Genomic DNA, 24730 nt, shown 5'->3' on the forward strand with positions numbered 1-24730 from the left:
CAGCAGGACAGCGTGCGGGCCGAAAACGAGGCGGGGTTACGCGACGGTGGCTTCGACGCGCGCCTCGAAGTCGTCGTCGTTCTCGTAGGCGTCCCGGTGGGTCAGCGCCGCCTGTCCTTTCGCCGTGATCGCGTACAGCCCGCTTTTCGGGGCGGGACCGATGCGCTCGACCAGGCCGTAGTCGGTGAGGATGGGCAGCCGGGTGTTGATGTACGCCCTGTTCTTGTCGAGGATATGCGAGAGGTTGACGGCGTTGTTGCGTTTTCCGTCGGAGAGCGCGTCGAGAATGTCGAAATCCGTCGGTACTGCGAGTTTCATGGCTGCTACCTCACGGCCGGATCTGATATATGCTAGGATATTGTCGTGTACTGGTAGTATATGCCATGGGTGGCAACGACTGGTTCGGGCGTACACCGGTGTCGGTGCACGACGGCACGCAGTCGCCGACGGCGGCGATCAGGGCAGGGCGGTCGGCAGTGGGGTCTGGCGGGCGTTACTGCTCGGCGTTCAGCTCGCTGATCGCGTCCCTCGCGAGCTCCAGTTCGGTGATCGTGCGGCGCTGGGTCTCGATGAGGTCATCGAGGTGCGCCGCGAGTGCGTCGGCAGGGAGGTCGTCGATGCGATCCGTCGCCGCGTACAGCATGACCGTTTCGAGCGCGTTCGTGGTGGCGGTGTTCGTCTCCAACAACGACTTGACCACTACCCACGTCGGATCCTCGATGTCGGCTGTCTGTCCGGCGGTACTGCCTGTCGGTTCGTGGACCGTGTTCCCGTTAACCATTATGTAACCTATGTGCTAATGGCGAATGAGTAACTTTAAGCTACTGATATGAGTGAAATTTCTTTCGGTGTTGTGATACGAGTGCGAGACAGCACCACGACCCCGCGAAAACGTGACCGGAGACCGCCGGCTCAGCGGATCCAACGACGGGGTGTTATCGTTCGACGCAGTGCCGGACCTGCACCGCCATGCCGCGGGTGGCGTCGGCCATCGCCGGCCCGGGCATCCGTGCGCGCCCGACGGCGAACGCGGCCGGCCCCTCGATGACGACTTCGTCGCCGACCCGGATGTCGTCGCTGGCGTCGATCACCCCGGGCGCGAGCACGCTACCCTGGGGCACGAAGCCGTCGATCTCGACGCGCTTGGTGGGCGCGTCGCTGGCGACCCACTGGCGGGCACCCGCCAGCGTGAACGACAGCGAGCCGTACTCGGGGACGAGCGCTGCGAGCTGGTCGCCGGTGTCGGCGTCCAGCGCCTGCAGCTTGGGATACCGGCCCTGCACCTCGATGTCCGCGAACACCGCGTCGCCCGCGCCGTCGCCCAGATAGTAGTCCGCGACCGCCTTCAGCGTGGCCGCCTCGCGCTCCTGGACCCAGATCTTGTCCTCGCCGGCGAGGGCGGCGTTCAGTTCGCCGAGGCTCTCGTCGGTCGTGGGATGGTCCGCGACGGTGAACTCGAAGGGCACGTCGACGTCGCCGGCGACGCGCTCGCAGATGTCGCGGTAGCCCTCCGGCGGGACGTGCGCGATCACGCGGGAGTAATCCGTGCGTTCGAGGTACCGGCGGAGCACGCGCGCGACGAAGTCCTTCTCCTCGGCGCTCCAGCGCCCCGTCACCACGGAGTCGTAATGCTGGGCGGGATACGTGAGTTCGAGTTCCTGGGGGACGACGCCGATGGGCGACGTGATCGACGCCACGTGCGCGCGGTAGCTGGCGGCGTCCTGGAACTGGCGGTGGCTCTGGGAGTCGCTGTAGGGTTTCCGCGCCGAGCACGGCACGAGCAACAGCGGGTGGCCGTCCAGGCGCTTGCGGTACCGGCTGGTGACGCGGTCGGCGAACCGCTGGATCTCCACGCGGTGCAACGCGTCCTGGGTCGAGGACAACAGCAGCGAGTCCCGGAACGTCGGCGTCCGCTGTTCGACGTAGCCGTACTGCTGGTCGAGCTCGCGCATCGCGGCCGTGAGCCACGCCGTGTGGCGGGCCTGCCCCTCGACGTAGTCCCGCAGGCGGCCGTCCCGGATGCGGCGGCGGACCCGCGCCAGCTCGGCTTCGAGGGCGTTCACGTTGTGGTCGACGCAGTCGGTCCGGTCGAAGTCGGCGGCCGGCTGCTGGCAGGCGGGACACGAGCACGGCAGCTCGTCGAGGTCGGCGAGGTCGTAGGCCCCCTCGGTGGTGAGATAGCGCCCCTGCGTCCCGCGGACCACGGCGCGGTCGGCGTTCACGAGGTCGACGCCGGCGTAGACGAGCATGGCGACGTTCCGGGGCGTGGCGACCCCCGACAGGGAGAGCGCGGTGTCGTCCGGGATCGCGGCGCGGGCCTCGACGATGGCGTCCGCGAACGCCGACCCGTGCCCGACGATGCCGGGCGCGCCCGACAGCACGTAGGCGTCGGCACCGAAGTCCGCGGCCGTCGACGGCGACACGACGGCCGCGCTCGGGAACGCAACGTCCGGGTAGTCGGGGGCGAACGACGCCTGTACGTCGTCGGCGGTGCCCGACGGGAACCCGCGGTGGGGGAGCACTGTCAGCGCGGCGTCGTCGCCCTCGGGCGTCTCTCGGGGCTGTGTCCACCGGCTGCCCGCGTCCGCGATCACGTCGTCCGTGAGCGTCGGTGTCGTCACGGGCTCCGAGAGCCGGAGTTCGCCCACGCGCGCGGCGGCGTCGCGCTCGTGGATCTCGAAGTACTCAGTCATACTGCGCTGTGGGGGGCGCGCGCTCAATTGCCTTGCCTTTCGCCGACACCGCAGGTGGCGGGTCTACTCGCCGCGCACGGCGTTGTACAGCGAAACGCGCTGTGGCACCGCTTCGAGCGCGCTCTCGGGCCAGTCGTCGTGGGCGAGCGTGAACGCGGTGTCGGGGTTGGCCTCGGCGAGCCGGCACACGCCTTCGGCGGCCGCCTCGTAGCCCGCGCGATCCATCCGGGCGGGCGTTTCGGCGGTCAGCGGGTAGGTGGTGGCGAGCGCCGAGGGGTACGGGCCGAACGGCGGCAGGACGTTCCAGGACTCGTCGTAGCGGTGGTTGCTGTCGCCCTCGGTCAGCAGGACGTCGTCGCCGTCGACGTCCAGCCGGTCGAGGCGCTGGTGGTGGCGGTGGACTTCGGGGCGGCGCGCGCTGCCCGCGCCCGTGTAGAAGAACGCGTCCTTGCTCGCGGGGTCGCTGGCTTCGAGTTGGTCGCTGTGGTCGAGCAGGGCGCGGTAGCCGTCCAGCGTGCTGGGGTGGGCGTGGGCGCGCGCGGCGACCAACTCCATGAGCGTCCCGGACTTGATCGCCTGCTTGACCCGGCGGATCTCCCCGAACGAGACGTGGAGGTTGTGCTCGGCGAGCAGGCGCTCGCGGTCGCCGGCCGCCATCCCCCGGACGGCCTGGGGGCTGTGCTCGGCACAGACCGGACAGTCACAGGGGAAGTAGTGGAGGTCGTCGAGGTGCTCCGTGCCCGATACGGTGAGGTAGCGGTCGTCGCGGGCGTAGATGGCGTAGGCCGCCGAGTCGAAGAGGTCACAGCCCAGCGCGGCGGCGAGCGCGAACATCATCGGGTGGCCCGCGCCGAAGAGGTGGACGGGCGCGTCGCGGCCGAGTCCGCGCTTGGCGGCGAGCACGGCCTCGGTCATGTCGTCGTAGCGGTACTGGTTCATCAGGGGGACGACCGCACCCACGGGGAACAGGTCGAGGGCCGTGCCGTAGGCGTGTGCGCCGGCCTGCTCGCGGAGGTCCGGCTGGGTAGCCCCCTGGACAGGTGCGTTCACCAGCATGTCGCCGACATCGACCGTTTCGGCGAGTTCCAGGCGCTGTTGGGTGGTTTCGAGTTCGGCCGCGGCCTGCTCGCGGTCGGCGTCCGGCGGCGTCGGGATGTCCACGGGCGTCCCGATGTCGCTGCCGATGTCGTGTTGGAACCGGAGGATGGCCTCGGTGTCGGTGTCGATCTCGCCGTACTCCGCGAGCTGGAAGCTCCCCGAGTCGGTCATGATCGCGCCGTCGAACCCCAGCATCTCGTGGAGCCCCTCATCGAGCGCCCGCTCGCGGAGGTCGTCGTCGCTGTTGATGATGTAGGAGTTCGTGATGAGCAGTTCCGCGCCGAACTCGTCGACGAACCGGGACGGCTCGACGGTGATCAGGTTGGGGTTGACGACCGGCATCAGGGTCGGCGTCTCGACGGTGACACCCGCCCGTGGTACGTCGAGTTCGCCGATGCGCGCGAGGCCGTCCTGTGCGCCGACCTCGAAGACGTCTCTCATTGCACCGGCGTAGCGACCGTGCGCGCTTGAGGCTTGCCTTCGGCGCTCAGGACTCCTGCTCGACGTAGAACACGCGCTCCCGGGGGATGCGCCGAACCGTCCCGTCGCCGGTTTTCACGAGCCAGTGCTCGGTGGCTTCGTCGTACCGGAGTCGGTCGTCGTCGGTCGGCCACTCGGTGACATCCCCACGCGGATCGTCGTAGACGATGACGCCCATAGCGGCACGCAGGCCGGCAGTCCCAATAAACCTACGCGAGTTCGTGCTGGAGCACGCCCAGCGCGGTGCGGCCGTCCCGGATGTCGTCGTCCCGGACGGCCGCCACCAGATCGTCGTACGGCTCGGTGTCGACCCGGATCGTCTCGTCGTCGTCCAGGGTCTGGCTGGCGGTGGGCGTACAGTCCGTCGCGCGGAAGTAGTGGTGGACGGCGTCGCTGATGCCGTTGGCCGGCTCGTAGGTGGCGTACTGCTCGATCGTGGCGGGCTCGTAGCCGGTTTCCTCGCGGAACTCCCGGCGGGCGGCGGCCGCGAGGGATTCGCCGGGCTCGACGCTGCCGGCGGGGAGCGCGCGGTTCACGCGCCCGACGGCCTGCCGCCACTCCTCGATGAGCACCACCTCGTCGCCGTCGGGCGTGAACCCCAACACCACCACCGCCGGGCCGTCGTGGAGGTAGTCGTAGTCGGTTTCAGTGCCGTCGGGCAGCCGGGTTTCGTCGCGGCGGATCACGAACCCCGGGCAGTCGTAGGCGGTCGTCGTGGCGGTCGTCTCCCACGCGAGGTCGTCGGTCGGCATGCCTCCGGGTTGGGCGGCGGGAGCGAAAAAGGCTGGCGCGGCGGGCTCAGAGGAGGGCCACGAGTTGGCTGCGCGTGGCGTCGCGGTCGCCGGAGTTGTCGATGATCCCGTGGTCGTTGCCGGGAATGGGGTCGAACTCCTCGCGGAACTGCTGGTGGATGGCGAAATCCGCGTCGCTTTCGTCCCCCGAACGCGCCCGGATGCGGTCGCGAACGACCGCCTCGGTGCACTCCACTTTCACCAGCTCGAAGCGGACGCCGACGCTGTCGGCCAGCTGTCGCGCGGCCGCCCGGCGCGCGTGGTTCTTGAACGTGCCGTCGAGCACGACCGAGTCGCCGTCCCGGAGCGCCGCGCCCGCGCGGTCGAGCAGCGCGTCGTAGACGGCTGCGACCTCCGCCGGCGTGTAGTCGGGCTCGGGGAACAGATCCGTGCGGACGACGTCGGTGCGCAGCAACTCGGCGTCGAGGGTCTCGGCGGCGTGTCCGGAGACGGTGGTTTTCCCGGTGCCTGGCAGCCCGCACACGACCACGAGTCGTTGCTCGGCCCCGTTCGTCGATCTGGTGTCTGAGACGGGCGTCCCGCTCACGGTAATCGAATGAGAGACGGCCCGCCGGCAATATGAACCTGTGGAATCGGCGCGCCGGCGGCTACGCCCGCGCTCGGAGCCGGCGGAACGCCGTCGGCGCGAACCGGACCGCAACACGGCTCGGGGGGCGGCCGGCCGAATCGGTGGTGGTGGCGCGCACGCGCTCGACGATGCCGTCGCCGGACAGCTCGTACAGCAGCCGCGTGACCGTGCTCTGGGACAGCGATACGCCGGGGGTGGCCGTGACCGCGTCGGCGGCCTCGGTGACCGACCCGTGGGTGGCGTCGGTGTCCAACAGCGCCGCCAGGACGCGCTGTTTGGCGTCCGAAACCGCGAGCGGACGCCCGAGAACGACGCCGCCGCGAGGCACGTCCTGGATGCCCGCCTCGATGTCGGCGTCGGTGAGCCGGCTGCGGCCGGCGCTGTCGGCGGCGTGGGCGGCGACGGCCAGCGCCGCCAGCGCGTCGTGGGCGTTGCCGTCGCTCCAGGCGGCGATGCGGCGCGCGTGCTGTTGGGTGAACGCGTGCTGGCCGAGGGCCAGGGACGCCCGCGTGGTCACGACCCCGACGAGCGTCTGGCGCTGGTAGGCGTCGATGCGGAGGTCGCGATCGGTGTGGGCGGTCAGCGCGGCGTCGGACGGCTCGGATCGCCCGACCGCGAGCCACCGGGCGCGATCCGGGAGGGCGGTCAGCAGTTCGGCCACGGGGGCGGCGGTCGTGGTGTGGTCGACGGCGACCACGACTCCCGTTGGGTGGGCGGCAACCGCGTCGGCGAGTCGGTCCCGGATCGCGGCCGTGCTCACGCCGTGGGTCGGCACCGACTCCGACACCAGCGCGTCGAGGACGGCGTGGGAGAACGCGAACGGGGTGGTGGCGGTCCGGCGATCGACGTAGACGAACGCCGGCATCGCCGACGCCGGGGTGGACGGCTGTGGGGTGCCGGCGCGCGTGCTCGTGTGGATGACCGCGTCCCCGGTGGCGTGGCGCGCGAGCCGCGCGAACAGCGCGGACACGACCGCCGATTTGCCCGCGCCGGGCGGCCCGTGGAGGTAGGCGTTCGGCGGGAGCGCGCCGTCGAAGGCGGGGCTGAAGTGGTCGAGCAGGCGCTCGAAGGCGGGGCCACGGTCGGAGGGCTCGGTGATGTGGGCGACCGGCGAGAGCGGCTCGAAGTCGGTGATGAGTGCGGCGTCGGTGCTGCGGCGCTGGCGGCGCGTGATTCTCGCGTCAAGGTCCATGCTGTAGTGGGGTTGTGTCGCGGTGAGTGGTGTGGCTGCCCCGCCTAAACGGCGGGCGGCGACAGCAACGCGGGCGTTACAGGCCGAGGTAGCTGCTGGTCGGCAGCAGTCCGAGCTGGAAGGCTCCGCCGATCACCAACATCAGGGTGGCGATCGCCATCGCGGGCGGGTCGACGTGGGTGCCGGAATGCGAGTAGAGGATGCGTTCGCCACACTCGCCGACGAGCGCGCTCAGGACGCCGAAGCAGCCGGCGGCGACGACCGCCAGCAGGGGGCTTGCGAAGACGCTGAACCCGAGCACGCCGCCGACAGCGCCCAGCAGCGTGATGTGGTGTGTGACCGGGAAGTTGGGCACGTCGAACTGCAGGAAAACCAGGCTCGCGGCCGAGAGGCCGTACCCGAGGAAGACGCTGTCCGTTTGCAGCCAGAGGAACCCCGCGAGCACGCCGAAGATCGCGCCGATGAGCGTGACGCCGGTCCACGTGTACTGCTGGGGGAGCCAGGGCTCCGTGGCGGGGCGGCCGGCGTGTTCGGCGGCGCCGCCGTCCGCCGCCGGGTGTGGCTCGTCGCGCTCGAACGGTCCCATGTCGAGGAGGCCGGAGCCGGACGGCGAGCCGACGATCGGGTAGCCGAACACTGGTCGGGCGATCAGGGCGGTCGCCACGACGGCCACGGCGATGTTGTCCGTGGGGATGCCGAGCGCCGTGACGACTTTGGCGATCAGCATGCCGAGCGCGCCGAAGACCGCGCCAACCGCCAGCACGTCGGGTTTGGTGCCGAACGCGTACTGGATGTTCTTCCCGAAGTGGTAGTCCCAGCCGTCGGGCGCGAGCTCGGGGTATCGCGTGCCGGCGTACGCGGAGGCGGCGACGCCGCCCGCGAACGCGATGTGGGGGCCGACGATCGGCCCGAACCCGATGGCGTTGGTGAGGCTCACGGGCAGGTCGCCCGGGAGCAGTGTGAGCGATTCGCCGATGAGGACGACGAATCCCGTGAAGATGAACGAGGGCAGCGCGCCGATGGCCGCGCCGAACGCGCCCCCGGCAAGCGCCGTCAGCAGGAGGACGGCGAACGGTTCGGGGGCCATGTCGACGACGGGGAGCGTGGCGAGAGTGAGTCCCGGCATCGTCAGTCCTCCGTGGCCCACGCCAGCGAGCGATCAACGGCGTCCTCCCAGCGGCCGTACTTGCTGTCGGCCTCGCTGGGGTCCATCTCCGGCTCGAACGACCGGTCGACACGCCAGTTCTCCCGGAGGTCGTCCAGGCTGTCCCAGTAGCCGACCGCCAGGCCGGCCGCGTAGGCCGCCCCGAGCGCGGTGGTCTCGTCGACCTCCGGGCGCGCGAGGTCGGTCTGGATGATGTCCGACTGCAGCTGGCAGAGGAAGTTGTTCTTGACCGCGCCGCCGTCGACGCGCAGCGTCGTGGTGGACACCCCGGAGTCGGCCTCCATCGCCGCCGCGATGTCGCGGGTCTGGTAGGCGATCGATTCGAGGGTCGCCCGAACGATGTGGGCTTTCCGCGTGCCCCGCGTCATGCCGACGAGGGTGCCGCGGGCGCGGCCGTCCCAGTGTGGCGCGCCCAGCCCGGTGAACGCGGGCACCATGTAGACGCCGTCGGTGGTGTCGACGGAGCTGGCGAGTTCCGCGGTCTGGGCGGCGTTGTTGATGAGGTCGACGTCTTCGAGCCACTCGATCGCCGCGCCCGTGACGAAGATCGACCCCTCGAGGGCGTACTGGACGGGCTCCCCGGAGAGCTGGAACCCGATCGTCGTGAGCAGGCCGTGCTCGGAGGAGACGGCGTCCTCGCCGGTGTTCATGAGGTAGAACGAGCCGGTGCCGTACGTGTTCTTGGCGTCGCCGGCGTCGAAACACGTCTGCCCGAAGAGGGCCGCCTGCTGGTCGCCCAGCGCGGCCGTGACGGGAACTGCCGCGCCGAGGAAGCCGTCGGGGTCGGTGTGCCCGTAGACGGCCTCGTCAGAGGACGGCCGTACTTCCGGCAGCATCTCCCGGGGGATGTCGAACTCCTCCAGCAGCCAGTCGTCCCACTCCAGGTCGGTGATGTTGTACAACATCGTCCGGGAGGCGTTCGACACGTCCGTGATGTGTTCGCCGGTGAGGTTGTAGATGAGCCAGGAGTCGATGGTGCCCATGAGCAACTCGCCGTCGCGGGCGCGATCCCGGAGGCTGCTGGCGCGCGCCGAGGAGAGCTTCAGCGGCTCGGCTTCGTCGAGCAGCCACTCGGTTTTCGTGGCCGAGAAGTAGGCGTCCGCCTCCAGGCCGGTTTTCTCGCGGATGCGCTCGATCTTGCCGTTTTCCTCCAGGGATTCGACGCGGCTGGTGGTGCGTCGGTCCTGCCAGACGAGGGCGTTGTGGATCGGGCGGCCGCTTGCGGCGTCCCAGACTACGGTGGTCTCGCGCTGGTTCGTGATGCCGATCGCGGCGAGGTCATCGGCGTCCAGCCCGGCGGCCGAGAGCCCCGCCGTGACGACGCTTTTCGTGTTCTCCCAGATCTCCAGGGGGTCGTGTTCGACCCAGCCGGGTTCGGGGTAGTGCTGTTCGTGTTTCTCGTAGGTGTTCGCGACCACGTCGCCGTGTTGGTCGAATACGATGAACCGCGTGCCTGTCGTCCCTTGGTCGATCGCGCCGACGTATGCGTCTGTCATAGCTGTGTCAACCTCGTTGCGCGGTTGTCTTACCGTCAAGACCGCGTTACCGGTACACAATATCATAACCCGTAATAAAAATCCCTGAAACTCCGCGAAGAGCCCTGAATGTGTCCTTTCACGCCGGACGGAATGCCCCGACCGCCGACACGACCCGATTGTTTACGCGTCGCTGCGGGACCTTCGATGAGGTAAAGGCGGTCGCCGTGTAAGGCGTCGTATGGCGCAGGAACCGCACGTGGTTGTCGTTGGGGGTGGGTCGACCGGGGCCGGCGTCGCCCGCGACCTCGCGATGCGTGGCCTTGGGGTCACGCTCGTCGAGCAGGGCAACCTCACGCATGGCACGACTGGCCGGATGCACGGCCTCCTCCACTCAGGGGGCCGGTACGCAGTCAGCGACCAGGCCAGCGCGCGCGAGTGTATCATCGAGAACCGCGTGCTCAGAGAGATCGCAACGCACTGCGTTGACGAGACAGGCGGGTTGTTCGTGAAACGGCCCGAGGACAGCGAGCAGTACTTCCAGGAGAAACTCGCGGGCTGTGAGGCCTGCGACATTCCCACGAAGGTGCTCTCCGGGGCGGAAGCCCGGCAGCTGGAGCCACACCTGGCCGACGACGTCGAGAAGGCCATCTGGGTGCCCGACGCCGCGATCGACCCGTTCCGCCTGGTGGTCGCAAACGCCGCGAGCGCCCAGGAGCACGGCGCGCGCATCGAGACACACTCGACGGTCACGGACGTCGTCGTGGAGGACGGCGCGGTGGTCGGCGTGGAAGTCGAACACGCGACCGGCGCGGGCAAGCGCGTGCACGGCACCGAGGGCGGCACCGAGGTGATCCGCGCCGACCACGTCGTGAACGCCGCCGGCGCGTGGGCGGGCCGCCTCGGTGAGATGGCGGGCGTTGACGTCGAGGTCCGTCCGTCGAAGGGCGTGATGACCGTGATGAACACGCGACAGGTCGACACCGTGGTCAACCGGTGCCGGCCGAAAGGCGACGCCGACATCGTGGTGCCCCACGAGACCACCTGCATCCTGGGGACGACCGACGAGGAGGTCGCCGACCCCGAGGACTACCCCGAACAGCAGTGGGAGGTCGACATGGTGATCGACGAGTTGGCGGAGCTCATTCCGATGCTCGACGACGCCCGCACGGTGCGGTCGTTCTGGGGCGTGCGGCCGCTGTACGAGCCCCCGGACGTCGACAGCGACGACCCCACGGACATCACGCGGGACTACTTCCTGCTCGCGCACGACGACCGCGACGACCTGCCCGGGATGACGACCATCGTCGGGGGGAAGCTCACGACCTACCGGATGATGGCCGAGGAGATCACCGACCACGTCTGCGAGCGCCTCGGCGTCACCGCGGACTGTCGGACCGCGGACGTCGCGCTCCCCGGGAGCGCCGACAACACCGCGCTCGACGACTACATGACGGAGTTCGGGCTGCGGTCGCCGGTCGCCCAGCGCAGCGTCGACCGCCTCGGCTCGCGGGCCGGCAGCGTGCTTGACACGGACGACCCCAACCCCACGATCTGTGCCTGCGAGGCGGTCACGCGGGCGGAAATCCAGGACGCCATCGAGCAGTCCGGGACAGACTTGAACGCGGTGCGGATCCGCACGCGGGCGACCATGGGGAACTGCCAGGGCGGGTTCTGCGCGCACCGCCTGGCGAACGAACTCCACACCGCCGGCTACGACGACGCCACCGTGCGGGCGTCCTGGGACGAACTGCTCGCCGAGCGGTGGCGCGGCCAGCGCCACGCCCTCTGGGGCGACCAGCTCTCCCAGGCGATGTTGAGCTACGCGCTGCACGCGACCACGCAGAACCGCGGCCACGACCCGGCCGACGCGGACACTGAGATCGACTTCACGGCGTTCGACGCGGGGCCGCTGGCGGCCGACGGCGGCCCGGAGGGCGCGCATGGCAATTGAATCCGAGGTGCTCGTGATCGGCGGCGGGCTGGCCGGCATCACGAGCGCGCTGGCGGCCGCCGACGCGGGCGCGGACACCCGACTGGTGTCGTACAAACAGAGCACGCTCCGGAACGCCAGCGGGCTCGTCGACGTGCTCGGCTACACGCCCAGCGGGGACGGTCCCGTGGTCGACCCCTTCGACGCCATCCCGTCGCTGCCCGACGCCCACCCGTATCGGACCGTCGGCGTCGACACGGTGCGCGACGCGATGGCGTTTTTCGACGCGCACGCGCCGCGCTACCAGGGGCACCACACCGACGCCAACGCGCTGGTGCCGACCCACGGCGGCACCGTGAAGCCGACCGCGCGCTATCCCGCCAGCGCCGCCGCCGGGCTGGCGAGCGACGACCGGGACACGCTGCTGGTCGGCTTCGAGACGCTGCCGGATTTCAACGCGGACCACGCGGCCGCCCACCTCGAATCGGCGGGCGTCCCCTTCGACGTGCGCGGTGTGACCGTGCCGTTCCCGGGCGACCTCCGGGCGGGCGCGAAGGTCACCCGGTACGCGGGGCTGCTGGACGCGAACCCCCAGGTGTCGGTGGACGGCACCGAGCGCCCGCTCCGCCTGGCGCTTGCCACACGGGTCGCCGACGCGGCCGCCGACGCCGACCGCGTCGGCTTCCCGGCGGTGCTGGGCGACGACGATCCCGCGGGCGTCCGAGACGCGCTCGCGGACCACCTGGGGGCTGCGGTGTTCGAGGTGCCGATGGGACCGCCGTCGCTGCCCGGGTTGCGGCTGTCCGATCACCTGTTCGGCGCGCTGGAGGCGGCGGGCGTGCGCATCGAAACCGGCAACCCCGTGGTGGACGCCGACACGACCGCCGGCGGCGTCGAGACCGTGTACGTGGAGAAAAACGGCGCGCGCATCCCGAACAGCGCCGACGAGTACGTGCTCGCGACCGGCGGGCTCGTGGGGAAAGGCATCGACTCCGACCGGGACGCGGTCTACGAACCGATCTTCGACTGCCGGATCGCGCACAGCGACGACCGGTACGCGTGGTTCGACGACGACGCGTTCGGCGACCACGCGTTCGCGCAGTTCGGCGTGCGGACCGACGACACACTGCGGCCACGCGACGACGACGGTGCCGCCGCCCACGCGAACCTGCGGGCGGCGGGCGCAGTGCTTGGCGGCTACAACTTCGCAGCGGAGCACTCCGGCAGCGGCGTCTCCATCGCAACGGGGTACGCGGCCGGAACGGCGGCAGCGGAGGCGATCCACGATGAGTGACTCAGAATCCGATTCCACGACGACCACCGCGGAGAATCGCTTCGAGCCAGCCACACCGAACGTGGGCGAGAAGTTCGACCCGGTGGCGCTCCACGACGACACCGACGACTTCGACCTGCGCCCCGAGTCGGACTCCTGTTATAAGTGCTCGACGTGTGACACCAACTGCCCGGTCGCGGAGGTCGACGACGACTTCCCCGGCCCGAAGTTCCAGGGCCCCGAGCAGTGGCGGCTCAAAGAGCAGTCCGACGACGAGGACCACGAGATCGACGACTCCATCACCGAGTGTTCGAACTGCATGCGGTGTGACTCGGCCTGTCCGTCGGGCGTGTCGCTGTCACAGATGCACAACACCGCGCGCGGCGAGTACGTCGACGACCAGATGTCCAAGCGCTCGCTGAAATACTGGCGCAACCGCATCCTCGCGAACTACCGCACGTCGGCGCGCATCGCCAGCACGCTCCCGCGGCTCGCGAACGCCGCGATGAACTTCGGGCCGGCGCGCTGGGTGATGGAGAAGACGCTGGGCGTGACCAGCGAACGCGAGTTCCCCGCGTTCGCGACCGAGACCTTCCGGGAGTGGTGGCAGGCGCGGGGCGGCGCGGCCGCCTCCAAGGAGCGCGCGCAAGCCCGCCGACGTGAACGCGGCGAGCCCGTGGACGCCGACAAGAAGGTGGCGTACTTCCATGGCTGCTACGCCAACTACAACACCCCCGAGGTCGGGCAGGCGATGGTGCGCGTCTACGAGCATTTCGGCTACGAGATCGTCGTCCCCAAACAGGGCTGTTCGGGCACCCCGATGTTCGCCAACGGCATGCTCGACGACGCCCGCCGCCACGCCGACATCACGGTGTCCTCGATGAGCGACCTCATCGAGGAGGGCTACGACGCCATCGCCTCGTGTACGTCGTGTTCGATGGCGCTCCGACAGGAGTACCCCGAACTGTTCGACATCGACGGCATCGAAACGGTGGCGTCGAACACCTTCGAGGCCGTCGAATACCTGCGCATCCACGAACCCCTCCGGGAGACCGTGCAGTCGGCCGACATCGACGGCGAGCTCGCCGACGAGTTCGCGTACCACGCCCCCTGCCACGCCCGCAGCCAGGGCCTAGACCGCCAGGCGGTGGAGCTGTTCGGCGACCTCGACGGCGTCGGCATCGACGACGTGGGCGACTCGTGTTCGGGGATCTCGGGCACCTACGGCTGGAAAGAAGAGAAATACGAGACCTCCATGGAGATCGGCGACGACATGTTCGATCACATGGAGTCCGCGGAGGGCGACACCGGACTCACGGAGTGCCCGACGTGTGCGATGCAGATGGAGCACGGCACGGGCTACGAGGTGCGCCACCCCCTGGAGCTGCTGGAGGCCGCGCTCGTCGACTGACGGCCCACCAGCAGGAGCCGGCGTGTCCGGTCCGGGCAGCGGTGCTAGATATACGGTTCGACTTTGAACACTTCTTCGCCGGTTTTGTCGTACTTGTCCAGGCCGTTTTTGAGTGCCTCGTCGGGTGCGCCGTTGTTCAGCCTGTCGTCCCAGATCTTCAGGAGGTAGCCGTAGTCACCCGGTGGCGCGTCGCTGGAAACAGGCCATTCGAGATCCTGGGAGACGGTGTCATTGGCGTCGACGCTGACGGCCACGTCCGTGCGCTGGCCGTTCTCGTAGAACCCGTCGTTGTAAACCGAGTAGCCGACGTACACCGTCTTCGATTCGTCCTCGTAGTTCTCTATGTCCGCGGTTACCGTTACCGTGTCGCCGACCTCGTACACGTCATTTGGCGGATCCTCGACGTCGCCAAACCGCACGTCCGGATCATCTCCGTCGTCGGACCCTGCAATGGCCGTCCCGGATAGTATGGTCGCTCCTGTGACTGCCGATCCAACCGTGGCGATGTACGTTCGTCGGTCCATGTGTTCACTAGCCACCTGCAAATCATGATTCATTTCGGGATAGTAAATAAATTCTGTTGGGTGTCTAACATACTGGTCTGTGGGTTTCACTGGCGATGGGGCAATAATCGACGTGTCCGCAAGGGGAACATCTCGTATGTGGTGTCTGAGCATGGCATAAACAGGGCCTGAGCGGAGCGAAACGCATTCACACGGTCACAACGAATACTATCACGAGCCCACCAATGCGAGCAGCCACGTCAGTCACGGCGGTCGTTCTCATGGTCGCCGTCGTGGTGGTCCTTGCAGGGACAGTCGCGGTGTTCACCCTCGGGTCCACGGACACCATCAGCAGTCCCGCGCCGCTGATCGGGCAGACGAGCGGCGAACTCGTCCGGGACACGGCCGGCGGCGGCGATCAGATCGTTCGACTCACCCACATCGCGGGCGACGATGTGGCGGTGTCCGACCTCGACGTCGTCGTGGATGCGACTGCCGCCTGCGGGAAGCGGGCCCGGATCGTGGACCTGCCCACGAGCACGCTGGGCCCAAGCACGTACGACGGCGACAAGCTGTTCGATTTCTACAGCCCGGACGGCGGGGCGTTCGACGCGAACACGGACGGCGTCTGGCGGCCCGGCGAGACGGCCACGTTCCGGATCGCAAACCGGGACTGCTCGCTCGACAGCGGCGACACTATCACGGTCCGGGTGGTGCACACGCCGTCGGAGACGGTTGTGATCGAGGACACGCTGACCGCCTCGTAGGCGGGTGGAGCCAACGAAGCGGCGGCCGGCGAGTGAGCGACGACTGTGGGGAGAAATGGGCTGGCGGGAATTGAGCATGATCGACTGCGCCGGCGTCTCAATGGCTGTTCTCTTGGAAGCGTAGTTACTGGCTGTCGTCACGGCACGTCGCTTGGATGTTCCCCATCGACTACCACATCCTCGAATTCTACGAAGATCACGACATTCAGGCTTCGCCAAAGATTGTCGCCGCGAATATCGATTATGACCGCCAGTATACTGGTAGACGGCTGAAAGCACTTGCAGAAGCAGGACTATTCAAGCGTGAAGGAGACGGGATCTACTCTCTCAGCGACCTCGGTCGTGGCTTTCTATCTGGGGAAGTCGATCCAAACGAGCTTGAAGAGTAAACCAGAGCCTCCTCTGCCCGGGGCTAGTCCGAAGTAAGACGCACCCTAGAACTTATTTTCAAACAGCGGCGATCATCGGTATGCAAGAACGACTCTATCCTAGCTCCGTAGATGAGTGGGATGTGGAAACCTTAGAGGGGTTGGTTGAACATAGCGTGGCTGAGGACCAATATCTCGAATACAAACAATATCTCAGGTATCCGGACCACAGAGAACCAGAGCCTTCGAAATCGGAGTGGAGAAAAGACATTGAGCGAGAATTTGCGGCCTTTGCGAACGCAAGTGGTGGGGTTATTCTATTCGGCATGTCAGACGATATTGAATATAATCCAATTGAGGAGCCCGAAAACGAGATTGGGAGACATGTCACACCATATATCAAGGACTGCACCCCAGTCCCGAAAATAGAGGTCTCAAATCCCTTACAGCCGTTTTCATCTGATTCAGGAAGGATACTTGTAGCGGTCAGAGTTTACGAAGCAGAGAGAAAACCGATTTCCACATCTGACTCATCTTTCTATGTTCGGATTAATGACCAAAAGCACCCCATGAGTAGAGAACAGATTGAATCAATGTTTATTGAGGCAGACAGACGCCAACAAGCGATACGAAGTTTAGAGGTTGAGATAGCTCGATTACGCTCCGTATACAAAGACCAGATAGAGGGCCTGCCAGATCTATCAAATGTCCCTCCGCTAAGTGCGGTTGATGAGTCGGGTATCAGAAACGCCCTGCAGCGAAATACCTATCTATTCACCAATGAAGATACGGAAAGTATAGTCGTGCGAGTAATGGAGATATTAGATGAAATTGCGTCATTGAAGCGATTATTTGAAGAAGGCACTAGGAATATGGGGAGAGTTTCCTTTAGAAGGTATGGAGATTTGAACGAACATATTCAAGAGAATCTGAAATCAAAAACCGAGCGCTTAATTGAGTTGTTCGAAATGCTCGAAGACCAAACACAGATTTCACATCCGGGCAGACGATGAAATAGGTGGTAAAATGATAATTCAGATATTGGTCGCAATCATTTCGGGATTCTTTGGTGCGCTATTGAACGAGTACCTGATTAGCCCAATCAGAGGGTTCAGGAACACCCGATTGAAGATATCTAAAGACTTAGTGAAGTACGGGGATGTAATTGGTAACCCTGGGTCTCCTGAAGTCAGCCAAATATCTGAAGCAAAGACGGAGCTGAGGACAGATGCGGCAAAGTTGCACGCGATACGAGACGAACTACCACGGCCTATATTCCACCTCCCATACATATTACCATCAGAGGAAGAAATCGAATCAGCGGAAAAATCTCTCATCAGACTTTCGAACACCGTCCAAGGGATAGATATTGACTCGAAAGATGATGTTGAGCTGGCTAATTCCGACCGTCAAGAGGTGAGAGATGGATTGGGTCTGAGCGGTTGACTTTCCGATAAACCCCTAGTTTTTAATATCTAAATTGAAGCTAGCCACTCCCACATAGAATAACACGGATCCCCCATGAGGTTTCACGCTCTCAGGATTCGATTCCGAGGTATGCACACGAGGGCGCGAACCTCGTGTGCATAATTCCGCACTCGCAGTCTCAACGAGCTGGTCGAGGCCGACGTGACTGGGGAGATCGTCCCGAATCCCGGGCGTTTCACCCCATCCAGTAACTCAAAATCACCCGCTTCTCGCGGGTCGTGTGTACGAGCGCGGCTTCGCGCTACGCGTATTGTATACATGCTCGGGGCGGTCCCGGCCGCACGCGGCCCATCGGGCGCGAGTCTCCACGCGATGGGCTGTATGTAAAGGGGGTTGGTTGCACTTTCATCTGTACACCCCTACGCTGTCTGCCAGTTTTACGGCACCCGCTTGAAATCAGATTCCCGACTCCGCGAGGCTCTTCGAAGAGATACGCCCTCGATTTGGTCATCTGAGGACGTCCCTACCGCGAACAGACGCCTTCAGGTCCGGTAGTCTGTCTTCGTATACTAGTCCGCAGGGGGTGTATGGACACGGGCACGTGGACACCAGACCGCCGTCCAGTGATTCAAGGCTCTTCACTGTCCATGCCATGGCCGGGTTCGTCGACTGCCCGCAGGGTTGTCCATGGACGCTCCTCAACCCGGAGCGTCACGCCCAACACCCTACAAAGCGGCCGCTAAGTGTTTGAAAATGCGGGAAACGGGGTAAGTGTGTAGTGGGCCGGCGCGAATTCGAATCGCGGTTACGGCCACCCGAAGGCCGAAGGATACCAAGCTACCCCACCGGCCCGCACGTGAGAGAATGGCCGTTGTGGATTTAACGGTTCCGGATCGGGGAGCAGGCGTGACCCGCCGGCTGCCGTGGCCGTCGCCGTCAGTACGCGTCGAACCCGGCGGTGTCGAGGTGGTTGTGCGCGACCGTGATGGCGTGGTCGGCGTGCAACACCGTCGGGCCGACGCGCACGCGGTGGTCGCTGGCGTCCGCGAGCAGGCTGGCCTCGGCGGCGGTGAAATCGCGGTGATCCGACAGCACGAACACGGGATCCGCAAGGGGGTCGACGGCGGCGAGCGCGTCGCCGTCCTCGTGTAGCGCCACGACGGGCCCCGAGACGGCGTCCAGCACGGCCTCGAAGCCGCGCTTCGAGACGTGGATGCCCGGCGACGACGACGCCTCCTGGTGGCCGATGGCCTCGGTTTTCGCGTCGAGGGCTTGCTTCAGCAGTCCGGCGACGTTGCGCTCGTCGGGATGCATGTACTGGACCGCCCCGGCGTCGATGCGGACCGTCACCTCGTCGCCGAGGACGAGGAACACCTCGACGTCGTCGCGGATGCCATGCGAGACGAACAGCGCCGCACTCACGCACCGACAGAGGACGTCGAGCCGGCCGGCAGCGCCCGGCAGGTCGTCGAGCGGGAAGTCGGGAGTCGTCGGGGCGTCGTGCCCGAGGACGACGAACTGTCTCATGCGTGGGTAGTCGGGCGTGGGTGGCTTACGTGCATCGGGTTCGGGACTGGGCGGCGAACCACTCCGACCGCCTCGGCGCGTGCAGTCCTCGGTGAGCCCGATGTGTCCGCCGGCCGACTGCGCCGACGAGATGAGGCGGGACGGGCTGCTCTCGACGCGCCGGTTGTTCGCGCCCGGGTGCCCGCGAGCGAGCGGCCACGCGGACGCCCCGTGACGGCTAGCGGGAGCGCGGACTTGCTCGGACGGCACTGGCGAGCGCCGCCGGGTCGGCGAGCGCGCTGAGGCGGACGTCGTCGCCGCCCTCGCGTTCGACGACGACGGGATACGTCTCGAACGGGAGCACGTGGACGAGGCCCAGGATCGTCCAGCCGAGCGGGTCGTCGCCGACCGAGACCGAACTGATGTCCTCGACCGGGACGACCCATTGCGGCTCGTCGAGCAGCGAGTCGTAGGCGACCAGCGCGTCGTCGTAGACCCGGTACTCCTCGTTGGCGTGCCCCAGCCAGACCACGGCGACCACGGTGAGGACGGCGACCGGCGGCGCCGCGAGGAGCGCTATCGCGACCGCCCACAGCGTGACGCGCAGCGACCCGGAGCCGAGAACCGCGACAGTCCCGAGGAATCCGGTCAACGAGGTGGCGAAGAGGACGGCGTACGAGAGGGCGTCGTGGACCGCCCACGCGCGGACGACGCCGCGGTCGTTCTGGACGGTCGCGCGCGGCGGTCCGTCCGGGATCGAGAGCGGGTCGAGTGTCGCGCCGCCCGCGGGGTCGAAGGTCAACGGCCACGGGCCGACCCCGCACTCGCGGCACTCGAAGGCGAACTTCGGGAGGCAGAACAGCGCCGTGGCCGCGGTCACCTGCGCGGGGTCCGAGGGCGTCCTGGAGAGCGACCAGACGGCGACGCAGGCGACGACAGTGCTGTAGACGATGTCGCGGCTCGGCCGGACGGTTCGCGCCGACGCGGTCGCATACCGGCCGGCCGCAGCCCACGTCTGCACGATGCGGTCGTGTTTCGCCGCGACGAGGAGGACGGCCGGAAGCAGTGTCGGCCCGAGCCCGCCCTCGAACGGCTCCAGCGCGGTCCACGCGAGCACGACCACGGAGAACACGGCGAAGCAGACGACCCACTGGTCGACGACGTACGGGAGGTTCCGCGGTGACACCGACGGAAACCGGGCCGCGACTCGGACACTCCCGCGTTTGTCCGCCACCATCTCGTACAGCGGTTCGAGGAACCGGAGCGGCGTCATCGCGGGCGGCGCTGTCGACGCCCGTTCGGCCGCGAGCCGTTCGTAGAGGAGGCGGGCGATGCCGGCGACCGCGTCGAGCGCGAACACCACCGCGATCGTGAGTGCGCGCTCCGAGAACAGCGCCCCGACGACCAGGGTCGCGTTCAGCGCGAGAACGACGCCGACGAGCCCGGCTGTCCCGCGTCGCATCCGAGGGTAGTTCCGGGAGGGTTCTCTTGAGTCTACTCATTGCAGCGCAGGGTTCGCCCGGGCGCGGTCCGGCGCGTGTGGCCGGCGGCGCGCCGCCGGGAGCGGTCGCCTCCCGCCGGCCGCGGGGGTCGTGTGGCCGCGGACCGAAGAGTACGTACCACCGGCCGCCTACGAAACGTCCATGACCATCCTGGAGGATGCACGCGCGGTGCTGGCGGAAACCCCGGTGTGTGACGCCTGCCTGGGGCGGTGTTTCGCGGAACGGAGTTTCGGGCTGTCGAACGCCGAGCGCGGGCGGGCGCTGCGGACCGCCGTGGCGCTTGCCGACGACGAGCCCTACGAGGAGCCCGAGGAGCCGTGCTGGGTGTGCGAAGGGGCGTCCGGGCGGTTCGACGAGTTCGCGGACCTCGTGGTCGACGCCGTCGCGGACGCGTCGTTTGACACCTACCAGGTGGGGACGCAGGCGCCGCCGCTGGTCGAGGAGAACGAGGCGATGCTGCGGGACCTCGCCGGGCTGGCTGAGGACGCCGGCGAGCCGTTCAAATCCGAGTGCAACCGCGAGGTCGGGAAGCGCGTCGGCGATCGCACGGGCACCGAGGTGGACTTCGGGCGGCCGGACGTGCTCGCCGTGATCGACGTCGAAGCCGAAACCGTCGACGTGACGGTGAACTCGGCGTTCGTCTACGGCCGGTACCGCAAACTCGAACGCGGGATCCCCCAGACGAAATGGCCGTGCTCGGACTGCAACGGCAGCGGGACGCTCGTGGATTCGCCGTGCCCGCACTGCGACGGCACGGGCTTTCTCTACCCGGAGAGCGTCGAGCAGCTCACCGCGCCGCCGGTCGTCGACGCGATGGGCGGCACGGAGGCGTCGTTCCACGGCGCGGGCCGCGAGGACATCGACGCGTTGATGCTGGGGACGGGGCGGCCGTTCGTCATCGAGGTCGCGGAGCCACAGGACCGCCACCCGGACGCCGACGCGCTGGCGGACGCGATCAACGACTTCGCGGACGGCAAAGCCGAGGTCGAGGGCGTCGCGGTCGCGGGCTACGAGATGGTCGAGCGCGTGAAGGAACTCGACGCCCGCAAGCGCTACCGGGCTGACGTGGAGTTCGACGCGCCGGTGGGCGACGACGACCTCCGGGACGCGATCGACGAACTCGACGGCGCGACCATCGAGCAGGAGACGCCGAACCGCGTCGACCACCGGCGCGCGCATCTCGTCCGCGAGCGCGATGTCTACGACATCACGGCCGACCGCGAGGACGACACGCACGCCACCGTCGAAATCGAGGGTGAGGGCGGGCTCTACATCAAGGAACTTGTGTCCAGCGACGACGGCCGGACGAATCCGAGTCTCGCGGGCCTGCTCGGCGTCGGGGCCGTGGTGACGGCGCTCGACGTGGTCGCTGTAGCGGGCGAGACCGAGGCCTTCGAGGACACCGAGCATCTCCCCTGAGATGGCGCGGTTCGGCGTCGACGAGGCGGGGAAAGGGCCGGTTCTCGGGTCGATGTTCGCGGCGGCGGTGGCCGGCGACCCGGCCGCCGTTCCGGACGGGGTCGCGGATTCGAAGCGCCTCAGCGCCGACCGCCGGGCGGAGCTCGACGACCGCGTTCGGGCGTCGATGCGGGTGGGTGTCGCGGAGGTGCCCGTCGACCGCATCGACGACCCGGAGACGGACATGAACACGCTCACCGTGGCGGCCCAGGCGGACGCGCTCGGGCGGGTGGTGGCCGACGGCATGGCGGGGTACGTTGACGCCGGCGACGTGAACGAACAGCGGTTCGGCCGCCGGGTGGCCAACCGGGTCGCGGCCGACGTGGCGGTGACCGCCGAACACGGGGCCGACGACGAGTACGATCTGGTGGCGGCGGCGAGCATCGTCGCGAAAGTCGCGCGGGACGCCCACGTCGACGCGCTCGCCGCGGCGTTCGACGCGGACATCGGGTCCGGATACCCCAGCGACTCGACGACGCGGGAGTTCCTGGCGGCGTACGTCCGCGAGCACGGCGAACTCCCGGAGTGCGCGCGCGCGAGCTGGCAGACCAGTCGCGACGCGCTCGGGGCGGCCGAGCAGTCCGCGCTGGACGAGTTTTAGTCGTCGGGGTCTGCGCTGGGGGAGCCCGACTGGACGGGGCTGATGTCGCGGCGTCTGGCGTCGAGCTCCGAGAGGGCGTAGACGAGGACAACGAGCGCGAGCGCGCCGACGGGCAGCAACGCCCACGGCGTGATCCGGGTGACCCCCCAGACGGCGAGCAGCACCGCGGTGACGGCGATGACCGTGCCGGCGTAGTACAGCTGCGTGCGCACGTGGTCGATGAGGTCCGCGCCGGTGAACGTCGCCGACAGCACGGTTGTGTCGGAGATCGGGGAGGCGTGGTCGCCGAAGATGGCGCCCGAGAACACCACACCGACGACCGCGGACACCATGGTGTGGGTGCCGGCGAGGTTCCACGCGACCGGCACGGCGATGGGGGTGACGATGCTCATCGTCCCCCACGAGCTGCCCGTAGAGAACGCGACGAACGCGGCGGTGAACATCACGACAACCGGCAGCAGCGCCGGCGTGAGGAACAGCTTTGCGATGCCGCTGACGTACCTTGCAGTGCCGAGCGCGTCGACGACGTTGCCGATCGACCACGCCAACACGAGGATCGTCACGGCCGTGAGCATGATGCCGAAGCCGTCGACGGTCGTGTCGACGCTCTCACCCAGTGAGAGGATCCCGTACGTCAGGCCGAGGACGTACGTCGAGATGACCATCGCGAACGAGCCGACGATGAGCGCCACTGCGTAGTCCGCGCCCACGACCATGTCGTAGAGGGTCGTGTCGGGTCCGTAGCCGGTGTACAGTGCGGTGGCGATTGTGACGGCGATGAGGACGGCGACCGGGACGAAAAAAGAGACCAGCGAGGGGTTTTCCGCGCTGGGCTCCCCGAGTTCGCCCTTGACGTCCTGCATCGGGGTCGCGTCCTCGCTGGTGACCGCGCCGGTTGTCGTCGCGCGGTGTTCGGCGGTCAGCATTGCCCCGTAGTCGCGGCGCGAAAGCACGATGATCGCCACCATCACCACGGCGAGAATCGAGTACATGTTGAACGGGATGGCCTGCAGGAAGATCTCGAAGTTCTGTGGGCGGCTGGCGGCGGACACGCCGGCGGTCTCGTAGCCCTTCTCGATCATGGAGAGCTGGAACGCGACCCACGAGGAGATGCCGAGTGTCGCCACGGGCGCGGCGGTGGAGTCGACGACGTACGACAGCTTCTCGCGGGAGAGGCCGAGGTGGTCGGAGACGTCTTTCATCGTGGAGCCGACGATGGCGGTGTTGGCGTAGTCGTCGAAGAACAACAGCACGCCCAGCAGCCACGCGACGACGCCCGCCGAGCGCTTGCTGTCGATGTGCGTGAGCGCCCAGTCGCGGACGGCGTGCGAGCCGCCGAGGCGCCAGATCATCGCGACCGATGAGCCAAGCAGCAGCGTGAACACGATGATCTGGGCGTGGAACACCGACCCCTCGGCGTTGGGTTCGACTTGGGAGATCGACCGGACGACCCAGCTGAACGTCTGCTGGATGCCGAGGCCGCCTGTGTAGATGATCCCCCCCGACCACACGCCGAGGAACAGCGAGAGAATGGCTTTCCGCGTGATGATCGCCAGCGCGATTGCAAGTAACGGCGGGACAACGGAGAGGACGCCGAACTCCGACATACCGCCTGCATTCTGTCCCAGAGACTTAAACCCAGCTTCGCACCGGCGCGGTTCACACACGACGGAGCGCCGACAGGAACCACCGGGAAGTCGGGCGTTTAACCATCGCGGTGGCCTGCACACCCATAGAATGACAGTCGAGAGAGTGTCCGCGCCGACGCCGGCGGCGTTCGTCGACGCGGCCAACGCGGCGTTCCGGAACGGCGCAGTGCTGAGCGTGCAAGCCCGCTGCGAGGTCGAATACAACGGGCGGACGAGTGGCTATCTCGGCGACGGTGATCGGCTGCTCGTCGCGAAACCCGACGGCACGTTTCTCGTGCATCAGCCCACGGGCCACAAGCCCGTCAACTGGATGCCAGGCGGCGGCACCGTCGAGGCGCGCACCAGCCAGGGCGACGCGGTGTTGCTGGCGCGCCGCAGTAACCCCACCGAGCGCGTCGAAACCAGGCTGCATGAGGTCTACGGTGTCACGCGGTTCGACGCCGAGGACGGCGCGACCTACGAGGAGTCCGGAACCGAGGCGGAGATGCACGAGTACATCGAGGCCAACCCCGACGCCCTCGAAGCGGGGCTGCGCATCGTCGAGCACGAGCGCGAAACCAAATACGGGTTCATCGATTTCTACGCCGTTGACGGGGACGGCACGCCGGTCGTGATCGAGGTCAAACGCATCCAGGCGACGCTGAACCACTTCGACCAGCTCAAGCGCTACGTCGACCGCTACGCGGAGACGAACGATGACGTGCGCGGGATGCTGGTCGCGCCGTCGGCGTCCGAGCGGGTGACCCGGGCGCTCCGGGACAACGGCCTGGAGTTCGTGGCGCTCGCCGAGTTCGGCCTGGACGCGAAGGGTGCGACCGAGGCGAAGCTCACGGACTTCTGAGGCCCGC

Annotated in this window: 24 protein-coding genes and 1 tRNA gene; 10 read left to right on the forward strand and 15 right to left on the reverse strand. The window is 67.4% G+C overall.

Features of this window, described 5'->3' with window-relative positions:
* Positions 1-36 precede the first annotated feature (36 nt).
* From APQ99_RS01965 to glpK, 10 genes are all read right to left on the reverse strand, one after another.
* Complete coding sequence (locus APQ99_RS01965; protein WP_010903436.1) at positions 37-318, reverse strand: hypothetical protein; 282 nt, start codon at positions 316-318, stop codon at positions 37-39.
* Positions 319-493: 175 nt separating this feature from the next.
* A complete protein-coding gene (locus tag APQ99_RS12730) occupies positions 494-781 on the reverse strand; it encodes a hypothetical protein (protein ID WP_049892528.1) in 288 nt (95 codons plus the stop codon).
* 154 nt (positions 782-935) lie between these two features.
* Complete coding sequence (gene arcS, locus APQ99_RS01975; protein ID WP_010903438.1) at positions 936-2693, reverse strand: archaeosine synthase subunit alpha; 1758 nt, start codon at positions 2691-2693, stop codon at positions 936-938.
* Between the two features lie 63 nt (positions 2694-2756).
* Positions 2757-4232: a tRNA guanosine(15) transglycosylase TgtA gene (gene tgtA / locus APQ99_RS01980; RefSeq protein ID WP_010903439.1), complete on the reverse strand. Its 1476-nt coding sequence runs from the start codon at positions 4230-4232 to the stop codon at positions 2757-2759.
* Between the two features lie 46 nt (positions 4233-4278).
* Complete coding sequence (locus APQ99_RS12485; RefSeq protein WP_010903440.1) at positions 4279-4449, reverse strand: hypothetical protein; 171 nt, start codon at positions 4447-4449, stop codon at positions 4279-4281.
* A gap of 31 nt (positions 4450-4480) precedes the next feature.
* Complete coding sequence (locus tag APQ99_RS01985; protein ID WP_010903441.1) at positions 4481-5023, reverse strand: NUDIX hydrolase; 543 nt, start codon at positions 5021-5023, stop codon at positions 4481-4483.
* Positions 5024-5069: 46 nt separating this feature from the next.
* Positions 5070-5609: an AAA family ATPase gene (locus APQ99_RS01990; protein ID WP_010903443.1), complete on the reverse strand. Its 540-nt coding sequence runs from the start codon at positions 5607-5609 to the stop codon at positions 5070-5072.
* A 61-nt stretch (positions 5610-5670) separates the two neighbouring features.
* Positions 5671-6843, reverse strand: coding sequence for an AAA family ATPase (locus tag APQ99_RS01995; RefSeq protein ID WP_010903444.1), 1173 nt, complete (start codon positions 6841-6843; stop codon positions 5671-5673).
* A 76-nt stretch (positions 6844-6919) separates the two neighbouring features.
* The gene (locus APQ99_RS02000) at positions 6920-7969 is read right to left on the reverse strand and encodes a hypothetical protein (RefSeq protein WP_010903445.1); all 1050 of its coding nucleotides are present in this window, start codon (positions 7967-7969) and stop codon (positions 6920-6922) included.
* A gap of 2 nt (positions 7970-7971) precedes the next feature.
* Complete coding sequence (gene glpK / locus APQ99_RS02005; protein WP_010903446.1) at positions 7972-9504, reverse strand: glycerol kinase GlpK; 1533 nt, start codon at positions 9502-9504, stop codon at positions 7972-7974.
* Between the two features lie 220 nt (positions 9505-9724).
* Here glpK and glpA point away from each other — a divergent pair, with 220 nt between their 5' ends.
* The 3 genes from glpA to APQ99_RS02020 are packed head-to-tail and all read left to right on the forward strand — an operon-like array spanning position 9725 to position 14100.
* Positions 9725-11437: an anaerobic glycerol-3-phosphate dehydrogenase subunit GlpA gene (glpA, locus tag APQ99_RS02010; RefSeq protein WP_010903447.1), complete on the forward strand. Its 1713-nt coding sequence runs from the start codon at positions 9725-9727 to the stop codon at positions 11435-11437.
* Complete coding sequence (gene glpB / locus APQ99_RS02015) at positions 11427-12710, forward strand: glycerol-3-phosphate dehydrogenase subunit GlpB (protein WP_010903448.1); 1284 nt, start codon at positions 11427-11429, stop codon at positions 12708-12710. The genes glpA and glpB overlap by 11 nt, the downstream gene beginning before the upstream one ends.
* Entirely contained in the window at positions 12703-14100 is a 1398-nt protein-coding gene (locus tag APQ99_RS02020; RefSeq protein WP_010903449.1) for an anaerobic glycerol-3-phosphate dehydrogenase subunit C, read from the forward strand. The genes glpB and APQ99_RS02020 overlap by 8 nt, the downstream gene beginning before the upstream one ends.
* A gap of 44 nt (positions 14101-14144) precedes the next feature.
* On the opposite strand, the gene APQ99_RS02025 is transcribed toward APQ99_RS02020, so the two are convergent.
* Complete coding sequence (locus APQ99_RS02025) at positions 14145-14624, reverse strand: hypothetical protein (RefSeq protein ID WP_227970885.1); 480 nt, start codon at positions 14622-14624, stop codon at positions 14145-14147.
* 224 nt (positions 14625-14848) lie between these two features.
* Here APQ99_RS02025 and APQ99_RS02030 point away from each other — a divergent pair, with 224 nt between their 5' ends.
* From APQ99_RS02030 to APQ99_RS02045, 4 genes are all read left to right on the forward strand, one after another.
* Complete coding sequence (locus tag APQ99_RS02030) at positions 14849-15370, forward strand: type IV pilin (RefSeq protein ID WP_010903451.1); 522 nt, start codon at positions 14849-14851, stop codon at positions 15368-15370.
* Positions 15371-15525: 155 nt separating this feature from the next.
* On the forward strand, positions 15526-15759 hold the full coding sequence (locus tag APQ99_RS02035; RefSeq protein WP_010903452.1) for a hypothetical protein: 234 nt from the start codon (positions 15526-15528) through the stop codon (positions 15757-15759).
* A gap of 80 nt (positions 15760-15839) precedes the next feature.
* Positions 15840-16751, forward strand: a complete 912-nt coding sequence (locus tag APQ99_RS02040; RefSeq protein ID WP_010903453.1) for an ATP-binding protein — start codon at positions 15840-15842, stop codon at positions 16749-16751.
* A gap of 13 nt (positions 16752-16764) precedes the next feature.
* Positions 16765-17184, forward strand: coding sequence for a hypothetical protein (locus APQ99_RS02045; protein ID WP_010903454.1), 420 nt, complete (start codon positions 16765-16767; stop codon positions 17182-17184).
* A 761-nt stretch (positions 17185-17945) separates the two neighbouring features.
* Here the strand turns inward: APQ99_RS02045 and APQ99_RS02050 are convergent.
* The 3 genes from APQ99_RS02050 to APQ99_RS02060 form a co-directional block, all read right to left on the reverse strand.
* Positions 17946-18018 (reverse strand) — tRNA-Pro (locus APQ99_RS02050).
* A gap of 84 nt (positions 18019-18102) precedes the next feature.
* The gene (gene trmY / locus APQ99_RS02055; RefSeq protein WP_010903455.1) at positions 18103-18693 is read right to left on the reverse strand and encodes a tRNA (pseudouridine(54)-N(1))-methyltransferase TrmY; all 591 of its coding nucleotides are present in this window, start codon (positions 18691-18693) and stop codon (positions 18103-18105) included.
* Between the two features lie 217 nt (positions 18694-18910).
* Positions 18911-20134, reverse strand: coding sequence for a hypothetical protein (locus APQ99_RS02060; RefSeq protein WP_012289413.1), 1224 nt, complete (start codon positions 20132-20134; stop codon positions 18911-18913).
* 181 nt (positions 20135-20315) lie between these two features.
* Between APQ99_RS02060 and APQ99_RS02065 the strand changes: the two genes are divergently transcribed.
* Both APQ99_RS02065 and rnhB read left to right on the forward strand, forming a co-directional pair.
* The gene (locus APQ99_RS02065) at positions 20316-21593 is read left to right on the forward strand and encodes a tRNA pseudouridine(54/55) synthase Pus10 (protein WP_010903457.1); all 1278 of its coding nucleotides are present in this window, start codon (positions 20316-20318) and stop codon (positions 21591-21593) included.
* A gap of 1 nt (position 21594) precedes the next feature.
* Positions 21595-22233, forward strand: a complete 639-nt coding sequence (gene rnhB / locus APQ99_RS02070; RefSeq protein WP_010903458.1) for a ribonuclease HII — start codon at positions 21595-21597, stop codon at positions 22231-22233.
* Here rnhB and APQ99_RS02075 read toward each other — a convergent pair.
* Positions 22230-23840: a Na+/H+ antiporter NhaC family protein gene (locus tag APQ99_RS02075; protein WP_010903459.1), complete on the reverse strand. Its 1611-nt coding sequence runs from the start codon at positions 23838-23840 to the stop codon at positions 22230-22232. The genes rnhB and APQ99_RS02075 overlap by 4 nt on opposite strands.
* A gap of 130 nt (positions 23841-23970) precedes the next feature.
* Here APQ99_RS02075 and nucS point away from each other — a divergent pair, with 130 nt between their 5' ends.
* Positions 23971-24723: an endonuclease NucS gene (gene nucS / locus APQ99_RS02080; RefSeq protein WP_010903460.1), complete on the forward strand. Its 753-nt coding sequence runs from the start codon at positions 23971-23973 to the stop codon at positions 24721-24723.
* Positions 24724-24730: the final 7 nt, after the last annotated feature.

Source organism: Halobacterium salinarum DSM 3754 (assembly GCF_008124605.1).
Taxonomy (GTDB): Archaea; Halobacteriota; Halobacteria; order Halobacteriales; family Halobacteriaceae; genus Halobacterium; species Halobacterium salinarum.